At 66.7% G+C, this 12,399-nt stretch carries 14 protein-coding genes and 1 tRNA gene; 7 read left to right on the forward strand and 8 right to left on the reverse strand.

The window, feature by feature from the left end; all coding sequences use genetic code 11:
• The 3 genes from rpiA to H3O04_RS17510 form a co-directional block, all read left to right on the forward strand.
• Positions 1–683: ribose-5-phosphate isomerase RpiA (rpiA, locus tag H3O04_RS17500; RefSeq protein WP_202588142.1), on the forward strand; the 683-nt coding region annotated here is incomplete at its 5' end.
• 282 nt (positions 684–965) lie between these two features.
• The gene (locus tag H3O04_RS17505) at positions 966–1,682 is read left to right on the forward strand and encodes a FadR/GntR family transcriptional regulator (RefSeq protein ID WP_006476118.1); all 717 of its coding nucleotides are present in this window, start codon (positions 966–968) and stop codon (positions 1,680–1,682) included.
• A 101-nt stretch (positions 1,683–1,783) separates the two neighbouring features.
• Positions 1,784–2,770: a Gfo/Idh/MocA family protein gene (locus H3O04_RS17510; protein ID WP_011545303.1), complete on the forward strand. Its 987-nt coding sequence runs from the start codon at positions 1,784–1,786 to the stop codon at positions 2,768–2,770.
• A 55-nt stretch (positions 2,771–2,825) separates the two neighbouring features.
• On the opposite strand, the gene H3O04_RS17515 is transcribed toward H3O04_RS17510, so the two are convergent.
• From H3O04_RS17515 to H3O04_RS17545, 7 genes are all read right to left on the reverse strand, one after another.
• The gene (locus H3O04_RS17515; protein ID WP_202588143.1) at positions 2,826–3,518 is read right to left on the reverse strand and encodes an amino acid ABC transporter permease; all 693 of its coding nucleotides are present in this window, start codon (positions 3,516–3,518) and stop codon (positions 2,826–2,828) included.
• A 122-nt stretch (positions 3,519–3,640) separates the two neighbouring features.
• Complete coding sequence (locus H3O04_RS17520; protein WP_006476115.1) at positions 3,641–4,435, reverse strand: cystine ABC transporter substrate-binding protein; 795 nt, start codon at positions 4,433–4,435, stop codon at positions 3,641–3,643.
• Positions 4,436–4,534: 99 nt separating this feature from the next.
• Positions 4,535–5,572: a quinone-dependent dihydroorotate dehydrogenase gene (locus H3O04_RS17525; protein ID WP_012492588.1), complete on the reverse strand. Its 1,038-nt coding sequence runs from the start codon at positions 5,570–5,572 to the stop codon at positions 4,535–4,537.
• Between the two features lie 98 nt (positions 5,573–5,670).
• Positions 5,671–6,501 carry an arginyltransferase gene (locus H3O04_RS17530; protein ID WP_006484143.1) on the reverse strand — a complete coding sequence of 277 codons (831 nt, stop codon included), beginning with the start codon at positions 6,499–6,501 and terminating at the stop codon, positions 5,671–5,673.
• A gap of 33 nt (positions 6,502–6,534) precedes the next feature.
• Positions 6,535–7,299 (reverse strand): leucyl/phenylalanyl-tRNA--protein transferase, encoded by a 765-nt coding sequence (gene aat / locus H3O04_RS17535; RefSeq protein ID WP_006495309.1) that lies wholly within the window; start codon positions 7,297–7,299, stop codon positions 6,535–6,537.
• Positions 7,300–7,310: 11 nt separating this feature from the next.
• Positions 7,311–7,856, reverse strand: coding sequence for an NUDIX hydrolase (locus tag H3O04_RS17540; RefSeq protein ID WP_006484214.1), 546 nt, complete (start codon positions 7,854–7,856; stop codon positions 7,311–7,313).
• 172 nt (positions 7,857–8,028) lie between these two features.
• Positions 8,029–8,105: transfer RNA gene (locus H3O04_RS17545), tRNA-Met, on the reverse strand.
• Between the two features lie 197 nt (positions 8,106–8,302).
• Here H3O04_RS17545 and H3O04_RS17550 point away from each other — a divergent pair.
• The 3 genes from H3O04_RS17550 to H3O04_RS17560 are packed head-to-tail and all read left to right on the forward strand — an operon-like array spanning position 8,303 to position 10,328.
• The gene (locus tag H3O04_RS17550; RefSeq protein ID WP_006484123.1) at positions 8,303–8,800 is read left to right on the forward strand and encodes a heme-degrading domain-containing protein; all 498 of its coding nucleotides are present in this window, start codon (positions 8,303–8,305) and stop codon (positions 8,798–8,800) included.
• Positions 8,801–8,809: 9 nt separating this feature from the next.
• A complete protein-coding gene (locus H3O04_RS17555) occupies positions 8,810–9,142 on the forward strand; it encodes a DMT family transporter (protein ID WP_369718844.1) in 333 nt (110 codons plus the stop codon).
• 31 nt (positions 9,143–9,173) lie between these two features.
• Positions 9,174–10,328 (forward strand): enoyl-CoA hydratase/isomerase family protein, encoded by a 1,155-nt coding sequence (locus tag H3O04_RS17560; protein WP_202588144.1) that lies wholly within the window; start codon positions 9,174–9,176, stop codon positions 10,326–10,328.
• 132 nt (positions 10,329–10,460) lie between these two features.
• Here the strand turns inward: H3O04_RS17560 and H3O04_RS17565 are convergent, their stop codons facing one another.
• Positions 10,461–10,889, reverse strand: coding sequence for a hypothetical protein (locus H3O04_RS17565; RefSeq protein WP_006484223.1), 429 nt, complete (start codon positions 10,887–10,889; stop codon positions 10,461–10,463).
• 341 nt (positions 10,890–11,230) lie between these two features.
• Between H3O04_RS17565 and ssuD the strand changes: the two genes are divergently transcribed.
• Positions 11,231–12,388 (forward strand): FMNH2-dependent alkanesulfonate monooxygenase, encoded by a 1,158-nt coding sequence (ssuD, locus tag H3O04_RS17570; protein WP_006495307.1) that lies wholly within the window; start codon positions 11,231–11,233, stop codon positions 12,386–12,388.
• Positions 12,389–12,399: the final 11 nt, after the last annotated feature.

A 12,399-nucleotide genomic window follows, 5' to 3' on the forward strand; every position in this document is an offset into this window, starting at 1 on the left:
AACTCAAACGCCTCGTCGGCCAGGCCGCCGCCGATTACGTGATCCAGAACGTGCCGGAAGGCGCCGTGATCGGTGTCGGCACCGGCTCGACCGCCAACTGCTTCATCGACGCGCTCGCCGCCGTCAAATCGCGCTACCGCGGCGCCGTGTCGAGCTCGATTGCCACGACCGAACGCCTGAAATCGCACGGCATCAAGGTGTTCGACCTGAACGAGATCGAGTCGCTGCAGGTGTACGTCGACGGCGCCGACGAGATCGACGCGGGCGGCGCGATGATCAAGGGCGGCGGCGGCGCGCTGACGCGCGAGAAGATCGTCGCATCGGTGGCCGACACGTTCGTCTGCATCGCGGACGCCAGCAAGCGCGTGCCGGTGCTTGGCGCGTTCCCGCTGCCGATCGAGGTCGTGCCGATGGCGCGCACGGCGATCGGCCGGCGCGTGACCGCGCTCGGCGGCGTGCCCGTGCTGCGCGTGACGAAGGACGGCGCGCCCTACATCACCGACAACGGCAACGAGATCATCGACGTGAAGGGCCTGCAGATCGCCGATCCGCGCGGTTTCGAAGCGCAGGTGAACGCATGGCCGGGCGTCGTGACGGTCGGTCTGTTCGCCGAACGCGGCGCGAATCTGTGCTTGCTTGGCACGGAAAACGGCGTTGAAACGATCGTTTATCCGGCTGGCTAAAACTGAATGAGAAGCAGTCCGTAACGGCGCGGTATCGGCCGTCATGGATTGGATGGTTAAATCTTGTGGAAACCGGGGTCCGGCAGGCGCGGCGCGCTTCCCGGGCCTTTTTTTTAGCCGTATAAATCACCTCGTTCAAAAGAGGGATAACCCTGTCAGGTGTTTACCAGATAGCGAAATATCATCGAACTCATCAACTTATAGATCATAAGAACAGAGTAGTAACCAGGGCCGGCGGAACTGCGGAGCAGGTGTTCGCAAATCGACGCACGGGGAGGTGTCATGGAGCAGGGCAAAGACCGGTCACTGGTCGCCAAAGTGATGGATGGGCTTGTCGCGGGTATCGTCGAAGACAAGTACGGCGGCATCTTGCCGCCACAGGACGTGCTGTCGAAAGAGTTCGATGTGAGCCGCACGGTGATGCGGGAAGCGTTGTCGATGTTGCTTGCGCGCGACATGCTCGACGTGCGTCCGAAAGTCGGGACGCGCGTGCGGCCGATGCGCGACTGGCGGATGATCGACGAAGACGTCGTGAGCTGGCGATTTCGGGCAAAGCCCGATCCGCAGTTCATGCGCGACGTCATCGAATTCCGGATGCTGATCGAACCACGCGCGACCGCGCAGGCGGCGGTGCGTGCGACGGCGGCCGACATTGCGGGCATTCGCGAAGCGTTCGATGCGTTCAAGGTGCTGCAGCCGGGCGACCCCGGCTACGACACGGCGGACGAGCTGCTGCATACGCGGATCGTCCAGGCGAGCGGCAACCAGTTCTTCCAGCAGATGGCGGCGATCGTGCGCGGAGCAGTGCGTCTCGTGAATCCGCGTGTCGTGCAGAAGGAAGGCGCGCACGACATCGCGGTGAAGGCGCATGCGCGGGTCGTCGATGCGATCGAGCGGCGCGACCCGCGCGAAGCCGAGGCGGCGTCGCTCGCGCTGATCGATTTCAGCGCGGACGAGATTTCGCGCGATTTCTCGGTCGACGTGCCGGTGCGTGCCTGACGCGGCACGTGTCGCTCATCCGTGTGCCGCCGGGCCGTTTATCATGACGGCCGGCCGGCAGCGTGCCGGCTACCGTCATACGACCGACACGGAAGATCAGGATGAACGACAACGACCATCGCCCGGTGCGCTTCGGCATCGTCGGTGCAGGCAGCATTGCGCGCCGCTTCGCGCAAAGCCTCGCCCACGTGCCGGCCGCCACGCTCGCCGGCGCCTGGGCCCGCCGCGCCGACGCAGCGGCCGCCTTCTGCGAGACATACGGCGGCACGCCTGCCGCGAGCCTCGACGCGCTCCTCGCGAGCGATATCGACGCGGTCTACATCGCGACGCTTCATGACAGTCACGCGCAGTACACGCTGGCCGCGCTGGCTGCCGGCAAGGCCGTGCTGTGCGAGAAACCCGCGGCGCTGAACGCCGCGCAACTCGACACGGTGCTGCACGCCGCGCGCGATGCCGGGCTGCTCTTCATGGAGGCGATGAAGCCGCCATTCTTCCCGCTGTACCGTCAATTGCGTGCGCACCTGCGTGACGATCCGATCGGCGAGATCCGGCTCGTGCGGGCGGGCTGCGCATCGTCGTCGGTGCCGGAGGACCATTCCGTCTATCGGCTCGATCGTGCGGGCGGCGCGTTGCTCGACATCGGCATCTACGAGGCGTTTCTTGCCGTCGACTGGCTCGGCGCCGCGCGCGACGTGCAGACGCTCGGCCGCGTCGGTGCGACGGGTGTCGACCTGTTCGCGAGCCTGAACAGCGTGCATGCGAACGGCGGGATCGCGCAGCTCTTTTGCGGTCTCGACGTGATGGGGCGCGGCGATGCACTGATCGCCGCGGCGGGCGGCCACGTGACGATTCACGAGAAGTGGTGGAACCCCGAGCGCGCGACGATCCGCTATGCGGACGGGCGTACCGTCGAACTCGATGCGCGGGCCGAAGGCGGCGGGCTGAACTACGAAACCGCGCATTTCTGCGACCTGCTGCGCGCGGGCGAAACCGAAAGCCCGATCATGACGCACGACCATTCGCGGCAGATGATCGCGATGACCGATGCGGCGCGCGCCGTGCTCGGTGTGCGTTATTCGGGCGAATAGACGGAACAGGCGGGAAGGCGGGCGCCGGGACCGCGGCCCGGCGCAACGGCGCGGCTCAGTGCCGCGACGGCAGCGACAGGCGCTTTTCGTACCAGCGCTGCACCCATTCGAGGATCTGGCACAGGACCCAGTACACGGCCGCGGCGGCGAGATAGAGCGGCAGCGGCTGATAGGTCGCCGCGATCACTTCCTGCGCGCTGCGCAGCAGTTCGGTCACGGTGATCACGGACACGAGCGACGTGTCCTTGATCAGGCTGATCAGGCTGTTCGACAGGCTCGGCACCGCGATGCGCAGCGCCTGCGGGCCGATCACGTAGCGCAGCGTCTGCCCCCACGACAGCCCGAGGCTGTACGCGGCGAGCCACTGGCCGCGCGCGATCCCGTTGATCGCGCCGCGCATGCTTTCCGACATGTAGGCCGCGACGTTCGCGGACAGTGCGATGACGCCGGCCGGCGTCGGGTCGAGCGAGATGCCGAGGCTCGGCAGCCCGTAATAGATGACGAAGATCTGCACGAGCAGCGGCGTGCCGCGCATCAGGCTCACATACGCGCGAGCCAGCCACGCGAGCGCGTTGACCCAGATGCGTTCGAAGCCGTCGAGCGCCTCGCTTTGCCGGATGCCCATCATCGCGAGCACGACCGCGCCAAGCAGGCCGAACACCATCGACAGCACGGCGAACTTGACGGTCAGTACGGCACCCTGGACGAGCACCGGCAGCGATTGGACGAGCAGGGACGTTGTCGACATGGAATACGAATCGAATGCGTGCGCGAAAGCGCAATCATAAACCGGACCAATAAAACAAAGGGCGGCATCGTTGCGGATGCCACCCTTTCCGGCCCGCCGTCAGGCGGGAAATGCAGGCGTGCTTACTTGATCGGTTTCGTCACGTCGATGCCGAACCACTTGTCCGAGATCTTCGTGAACGTGCCGTCGGCCTCGAGTTGCGCCATCGCGTCGTCGATCGCCTTCTGGAACTTCGGGTTGCCCTTCTTGAACGGGATGCCCGACGGGTTCGCCGAGCCGACGTTCGCGCCCGGGCGCAGCGGCAGCTGGGAATTCTTCGTCAGGTACGCGAGCATCAGGCGGTCATTGAGCGCGGCGTCGAGGCGGCCGGCCGCGAGATCGCGCAGGTACTCGGGCGCGCCCGGGTACGTCTTCACGTCGATGCCCGGCACGGATTTCGCCATGTCCATGTAGTTCGTGCCGAGCGCGACGCCGAGCTTCTTGCCCTTCAGGTCTTCCAGCGACTTGAACTGACGCGTGTCGTCCTTGCGCTGGATCAGTTGCGCGGACGAGTACGTGTACGCCGGCGAGAAGTCGAGCGTTTCCTTGCGCTTGTCGGTGATGCCGACCTGGTTGGCGATCACGTCGAACTTGCCGGCCTGCAGGCCGGCGATGATCCCGCTCCATTCGGTCGTCACGAATTCGGCCTTCACGCCGAGCTTCGCCGCGACGGCCTTCGCGATGTCGACGTCGAAGCCGACGAGTTCGCCTTGCGGGCTCTTCGAGTTGAACGGCGGGAACGTGCCTTCGAGGCCGACCCGCAGCGTGCCGCGTTGTTTGACCTGGTCGAGGAGGTCGGCCGCGTGCGCGGTCGCCGCAGCGAACGAAGTGCCGATCACGCCGGCCACCAGCAGCTTCTTCAGCAGCGAAAATTTCATCGTGTGTGTCCTTGCCCTGTCGGGGTCAATGGTTTTGGTCATGCGTCGATGATAGCAAAAATGCTATCGATGACTAAATATAGTTTGCTTATGGCTATATTACGCGGTGCGTTCGCGGGCGATCGCCTTCACGCATTCCGACACGAGTGCCGGACCGCGATAGATGAAGCCGGTATAGAGCTGGACGAGCGCCGCGCCGGCCGCCAGCTTCGCGCGGGCGTCCTCGCCGGAGAAAATGCCGCCGACGCCGATGATCGGCACGTCGTTGCCGACTTCCGCGTGCAGCTTGCGGATCACTTCGTTCGACGCGTCGAACACCGGGCGGCCCGACAGGCCGCCGGCTTCGTCCGCATGCGGCAGGCCCTGGACGGCCGCGCGCGACAGCGTCGTATTGGTCGCGATGACCGCTTCGATCTTGTGGCGCAGCAGCGTGTCGCCGATTTCCTTGACCTGTTCGTCGTCGAGATCGGGCGCGATCTTCAGCGCGAGCGGCACGAGCTTGCCGTGCAGATCGGCGAGGCGCTGCTGCTTGTCCTTCAACGCGGCGAGCAGCGCGTCGAGCTCGCCCGCGCCCTGCAGCTGGCGCAGGTTCTTCGTGTTCGGCGACGAGATGTTGATCGTCACGTAGCTCGCGAACGGGTACACGCGCTCGAGGCAGTACAGGTAATCCTCGGCGGCGCGCTCGATCGGCGTGTCGGCGTTCTTGCCGATGTTCAGGCCGAGGATGCCGCGATAGCGGGCGGCCTGGACGTTCTTCACGAACTGGTCGACGCCGTGGTTGTTGAAGCCCATCCGGTTGATCAGCGCCTCTGCCTGCGGCAGCCGGAACATCCGCGGGCGCGGATTGCCGGGCTGCGGGCGCGGCGTGACGGTGCCGACTTCGATGAAGCCGAAGCCGAGCGCCGCGAGGCCGTCGATGGCTGCGCCATCCTTGTCGAGGCCGGCCGCGAGGCCGACCGGATTGCGGAACGTGAGCCCCATCACGGTGCGCGGCGCGTCGGGCACGCGGGCCGACAGCGCGCAGGCGAGGCCCGTGCGGCCGGCCGCGCCGAGCGCGCGCAGCGTAAGGTGGTGAGCGTCTTCCGCATCCATTTTGAACAGGGATGCGCGGGCCAGCGGGTAGAGGGAACTGAACACGGGAATTGGGCGGACGGCCGGAATGAATGACAACCCGCTATTTTACCGGGAGTTGCGCGGCACGGGCGCGCTTCGCTTCGTAGCCGCCGCGGCGTGCATCAGCCCGAGCCGGAATGCCCACCCGGCAACGGCGCGCGCGCCAGCGCCGCGTCGACGGGCGGCAGGTCGACGCGCTCCGGATCGAGCGTCTTCCAGCGGCCGTCGATCAGCCCTTCGAGCGGATGGAAGTTCGCCTTGTAGGCCATCTTCGGGCTCTCGCGGATCCAGTAGCCGAGGTACACGTAGGGCAGCCCGAGGCTCTTCGCCTGTTCGATCTGCCACAGGATGTTGTAGGTGCCGTAGCTCGTGTGCCGGTCGTCGGGCTCGAAGAACGTATAGACCGACGACAGCCCGTCGCCGAGGATGTCGATCATGCTGACCATCCGCAGCTTGCCGGGTTCGCCGCCCGGTGCGTCGAGGTCGCGGAATTCGACGAGGCGCGAGTTGATCCGGCTTTGCAGCAGGAACTGTTCGTACTGGTCGCGGCTGTCGCGGTCCATGCCGCCGCCCGCGTGGCGCGCGGACTGGTAGCGCATGTAGAGCGCGTAGTGCTCTTCGTCGTAGTGCAGCGGCGAGACCGTCGCGACGAGTGCGCGGTGCCGCTTCCACATCCTGCGCTGCGTGCGCGTCGGCGCGAACTCGCCGACCGGCACGCGCACCGGTACGCATGCGCGGCAGCCGTCGCAGTACGGGCGGTACGTGAAGACGCCCGAACGGCGGAAGCCGGCCTTCACGAGCTCGGTGTAGATGTCGGAATTGATCAGGTGGCTCGGCGTCGCGACTTGCGAGCGCGCGATGCGGCCGTCCAGATAGCTGCACGGATAGGGCGCCGTTGCATAGAATTGCAGCGCCGAAAGCGGTGAAAGCGGCAGCTCAGTCGGGTGAGTCATGGGCAGCTCTCGATGCAGGGAAGGAGTGCCGCGCTAGCGCTCGGTCCCGGAGGGCGCCGCCGTTTCGGCGGGGCTCGTCAGCGCGGCGAGCACGCGCTTGTCGAACTGCCACGGAATCGGCGGTTCGGCTACCGCGCTGCGCACGTGAGCGACAAAGGCCTTGCGTGCGATCTCGCGGCCGCCGAGCGACGCTAGATGCGACGTATTCTGCTGGCAGTCTATCATCTCCAGCCCCTGCTCGCGAAGGTGCGCGACGAGCGTGGCCAGCGCGATTTTCGACGCATCGGTCACGTCCGCATACATCGACTCGCCGAAGAACATCCGGCCGAACGACACACCGTACAGGCCGCCGACGCGGCGCCCGTCGTGCCACGTCTCGATGCTGTGCGCGTTGCCGGAGCGGTAGAGCGACGTATAGGCGTCGATGATCTCGGCGGTGATCCAGGTGCCGCGCTGCCCGCGGCGCGGCGCTTGCGCGCAGGCGCGCATCACGCCGGGAAAGTCGTGATCGACGCGCACTTCCCAGCCCGGCTCGCGCAGCACGCGCTTCAGCGTCTTGCGCAGCGACGGCGATACCTTGAATTCGGCCGGCACGAGGATCATGCGCGGGTCGGGGCTCCACCACAGCACCGGCTGGCCGTCCGAGTACCACGGGAAGATGCCGCGCAGGTAGGCGTCGATGAGCCGCGACGGCAGCAGGTCGGCGCTCGCGGCGAGCAGCCCGGGCGCGCCGGTCGCGGGACCGAGCGCGCGTTCGATGGACGGAAACGGATCGTCCGGGCCGAGCCAGGGAACCATGGGAGCGGGGCTCAGCCGTTGCGCAGCGAGCGGAAGATATCGCCGGTGTGCACGCCGTAGTCGCCGGCGGCGCGATCGGCGAAGAAGAAGCGCAGCGTCTGGCTGACGGTCGGGAACGCGATCTCGTCCCACGGGATGTCGGCTTCGTCGAACAGTTTCACTTCGAGGCTTTCCTCGCCGGCTTCGAAGGCCGGGTCGGTGAGCCGTGCGAGGTAGAACAGGTGGACCTGGTGCACGTGCGGCACGTTGAGCAGCGTGAACAGGTTCTGCACCTCGACGCGCGCGCCGGCTTCCTCGAGCGTTTCGCGCGCGGCGGCTTCCGCCGTCGTTTCGCCCATTTCCATGAAGCCCGCCGGCAGCGTCCAGAATCCGTAGCGCGGTTCGATCGCGCGGCGGCACAGCAGGATCTGGTCGCCCCAGACCGGCACCGTGCCGACGACGTTGCGCGGATTCTGATAATGGATCGTGCCGCAGTGATCGCAGACGAAGCGCTCGCGGTTGTCGCCCGGAGGAATGCGCGCGAGGACTTCGTGACCGCAGACGGAGCAGAATTTCATGTCGAGTGGAAGGGACGAGGTGATGCGAGTGTATCACCGGGCCGCGGCATTCTCGACCGCCTGCGCGTGGAGCGGCACGTCGTGCGAAATGGCGAGTGTGTGAGCGACGCCCGGACGCACGAAAACAAAAAGCCCGGCGCGAGGCCGGGCTTTTTGCGAAATTCTGGACGGTTGGTTGCGGGGGTAGGATTTGAACCTACGACCTTCGGGTTATGAGCCCGACGAGCTGCCAGACTGCTCCACCCCGCGTCCGTCGAAGAAATGAATTATATGGGGTTGCCCGGAGGTGCGCAAGTGTTTTCTGACAATCCCGTGGCGGGCGCTTGTGGGGCCGGTACGTGGGGGCACGTGCGCTAGAATCGAGCGGTTTGTGTCGTCATTCCGGCAGCGGCCCTGCGCGATCGCATCGGCGCCGTTGCGACTCTCATTACCGCATCGACGGATTCATGGACATCGCTCACGATCTGCAATCGATCGGCGCGCAGGAACAGGCGCTCGTGTTTCCCCATTTCGACCCGGCCCGCGCGTGGGCGCTCGGCAACCGGATGCATGCGCTCGCGACGTCGCGCGGCCATGCGATCGCGATCGACATCGCCACGTTCGGCCAGCCGCTGTTCTATGCGGCGCTCGCCGGTGCGACCCCGGACAACGCCGACTGGGTGCGCCGCAAGCGCAACGTCGTCGCGCATTTCCGTCGCAGTTCGTACGCGATCGGCCTGCGCATGCAGCAGGCCGGCGCGACGCTCGCGGACAAGCACGGGCTGCCGGTCGCCGAGTATGCGTCGCACGGCGGTTCGTTTCCGCTGACCGTCGCCGGCGCCGGCGTAATCGGCTCGATCACCGCGTCCGGGCTGCCGCAGCGCGCGGACCACGAGTTCGTCGTCGAGGCGCTGTGCGCGGAGCTCGGTCACGACTACGCGGTACTGGCCCTCGCAAGGAGCTGAGCGATGCAACTGCCCGGTTACGCATGGCTCGCGATCGCGATCGTCGCGGAAGTGATCGGCACGTCCGCGCTGCGCGCGGCGGACGGCTTCACGCGCTTCTGGCCGTCGGTGCTCGTCGTCGCGGGTTACGGCGTTGCGTTCTACTGCTTGTCGCTCACGTTGCGCACGATGCCGGTCGGCATCATCTATGCAGTCTGGTCGGGCGCCGGCATCGTGCTGATCACACTCGTCGCGATGCTGCTCTATCGCCAGGTGCCGGACGTGCCGGCGGTGATCGGCCTCGGGCTGATCATCGCCGGCGTCGTGGTGCTGAACCTGTTCTCGAAGATGCAGGCGCACTGAGCGTGCGACTGCCGTTTGCCGGATGACCTTCATGACCGATTCCACTTCCGCCGCCGTTTCCGCCGAATCCGCCCAGCCCGACGTGCGCGCGTATGTCGCGAACCGCATCGGCTTTCTCGAACTGAACCGGCCGAAGGCGCTGAACGCGCTGTCGGTCGGCATGATCGGGCTGATGCAGCAGGCGCTCGACGCGTGGCGCGACGACCCCGACGTCGTCGCCGTCGTCGTGCACAGCCCGCATCCGCGCGCGTTCTGCGCGGGCGGCGACGTGCGCTTCTTCCACGACGCGTGGCAGCGCGGCGACCGCGATGCGGTCGATACGTTCTTCATCGAGGAATACACGCTGAACCATGCGATCTTCACGTATCCGAAGCCGTACATCGCGCTGATGCACGGTGTCGTGATGGGCGGCGGCATGGGGATTTCGCAGGCGGCGCGGCATACCGGCGGCCTGCGCGTCGTGACCGACTCGACGAAGATGGCGATGCCCGAAACACGCATCGGCCTGTTCCCGGACGTCGGGATGAGCTGGTTTCTCGCGCGCACGCCCGGCGCGATCGGCCGCTATCTCGCGGTGACCGGCGCGACGCTCGACGCGGCCGGCGCGCTGTACGCACAACTTGCCGACGTCTATCTGCCCGATGCCGCGCTGCCGGCACTGCTCGATACGCTGCGCGGCGCGCGCATCGACAGCGGTGCGCAGGCCGTCGCGTGCGTGGCCGAGGCGGCCGCCGCGCACAAGGTCGTGCCGACGCCCGACACGTCGGCGCTCGCCGATGCGCGCGCCGGAATCGATCGGCATTTCGCGCAGCCGGACATCAACGCGATCCTCGCATCGCTCGACGCCGAGCAGGATTGCGCGGCGGTCGACGGGTGGGTCGAGAAGGCGACCCACGCGATGCGCGAGCAACTGTCGCCGCTGTCGATGGCCGTGTCGCTCGAAGTCGTCGAACGCGCGCGTGGCGCGACGATGGCCGATTGCCTGTGGCGCGATCTCGATCTCACGCGCTCGACGTTTGCGCGCGGCGACGTGATCGAAGGCGTGCGCGCGCTGATCGTCGACAAGGATCACCAGCCGGTGTGGCGTTTCAAGTCGGCCGCCGACGTCGACCGCGCCGACGTGCTCGCGATGTTCGACAGCCCGTGGACGCCCGACACGCATCCGCTGCGCAAGCTGCAGGACTGACGCCGCTCAGCCCGACCGCGCGGCCGATCGACGCGCGACGCAGAAACGAAAAGGCCGCGTGCACATGCACGCGGCCTTTTTGCATGGATGTCGGCCGGGCCGACCCCGAAGGGTGTGTCGCCCGCGCCGGCGTTACTCGTCGCCCGCGTCGTCGGACATGAACGCGCGCATGAACACGAGCGCGCCGAAGCCCCACACCGCATTCGCCGCGAAGCCGGCCGCGAGTACCGGCATCATGTTGCCCGACGGCCAGATGCCGCGCAGCGGATCGATCGCGAACACGCGGGCGGCCGTCAGCACGATACCGCCGAACACGAGCGCGCCGATCCACGATGCTTCGCGTTCCGGCGACACGCGCAACAACCACGCCATCGGAATCGCGCAGCACGCGCTGATCAGCGCATTCGCGACAAATTCAGGAATGCCGAGCGGCGCGAACGGCTGTGTCGAGAAGCCGGTTGCGGCGATCAGGTCGGCCGTGTGGAGGAGGGCGAGCGTGGCCTCGCGGAAGAACAGTGCGGCCAGGAAGCCGGACAGGAAGGGCAGGATGACTTTCTGCATCGATGAGTGCACCGCAGGCGCGCACGGCCGAAGCCGTATGCGCGGAGTTATTCGGATAGGTGCGCCATTATAGGGCCCGGCCGCGGCGATATTCGCTCCAGCGTCGTGCTAATCACGAAAGCGGAAAACCTAAGCTCAAAAAAATCGTTCCAAAGCCCTGTACCGATCCCTAGACTGATTCCTCAGAAACAGCCGTGCGATCGCGTCCTCGCCCGCTGCACGGCCTGACCGGCGAGCCATCCCGATTCGAATGCACACCATGCATGCGTCGCTCCTCCGCGACGCATGCAGGGCGACGTTTTTTTCAAATTTCGGCAGTGACAGTCAAGCAGGAGCAGCAGATGAATGTGTTCTGGTTTATTCCCACGCATGGCGACAGCCGCTATCTCGGCACGGCCGAAGGCGCGCGCGCCGCGGACTACGATTATTTCAAGCAGGTCGCCGTGGCGGCGGACACGCTCGGCTACGACGGCGTGCTGCTGCCGACCGGCCGTTCCTGCGAGGATGCGTGGGTCGTCGCATCGAGCCTGATTCCGGCGACGCAGCGCCTGAAGTTCCTGGTCGCGGTGCGCCCCGGCATCGCTTCGCCGGGGCTGGCCGCGCGGATGGCCGCGACGTTCGACCGTCTGTCGGGCGGCCGCCTGCTGATCAACGTCGTCACGGGCGGCGATGCAGCCGAACTCGAAGGCGACGGCCTCTTTGCCGATCACGACACGCGCTACGAGATCACCGACGATTTCCTGAACATCTGGCGCGGGCTGCTCGCCGCATCGCACGACAACGACGGGTTCGACTACATCGGCAAGCACCTGCAGTCGAAGGGCGGCAAGGCGCTTTATCCGCCCGTGCAGCATCCGCATCCGCCGCTGTGGTTCGGCGGTTCGTCGCCGGCCGCCCACGCGATCGCCGCCGATCACATCGATACCTACCTGACCTGGGGCGAGCCGCCCGAGGCCGTCGCGAAGAAGATCGCCGACATTCGCGCTCGTGCCGACGCGCGCGGCCGCAAGATCAAGTTCGGCATCCGCCTGCACGTGATCGTGCGTGAGACCGAGGACGAGGCATGGCGTGACGCCGAGCGGCTGATCAGCCGGCTCGACGACGACACGATCGCGCGTGCGCAGAAGGCGTTCGCGAACATGGATTCGGAAGGCCAGCGCCGGATGGCCGCGCTGCACGGCGGCAAGCGCGGCGGCCGCGAGGCGCTTGAGGTCTATCCGAACCTGTGGGCCGGCGTGGGGCTCGTGCGCGGCGGCGCCGGCACGGCGCTCGTCGGCAATCCCGAGCAGGTCGCGGAACGGATGCGCGAATACGCGGATCTCGGCATCGAGACGTTCATCCTGTCCGGCTATCCGCACCTCGAGGAGTCGTATCGCTTCGCGGAACTCGTGTTCCCGCTGATCAAGGGCAAGGGTGTCGAGAAGGCGGCCGGTCCGCTGTCGGGGCCGTTCGGCGAGATCGTCGGCAACAACTATCTGCCGAAGACGAGCCAGAGCTGAGCGACGGAGGC

Origin of the sequence: Burkholderia sp. KCJ3K979 (assembly GCF_016759955.1) — a bacterium.
GTDB classification, from domain to species: domain Bacteria; phylum Pseudomonadota; class Gammaproteobacteria; order Burkholderiales; family Burkholderiaceae; genus Burkholderia; species Burkholderia orbicola.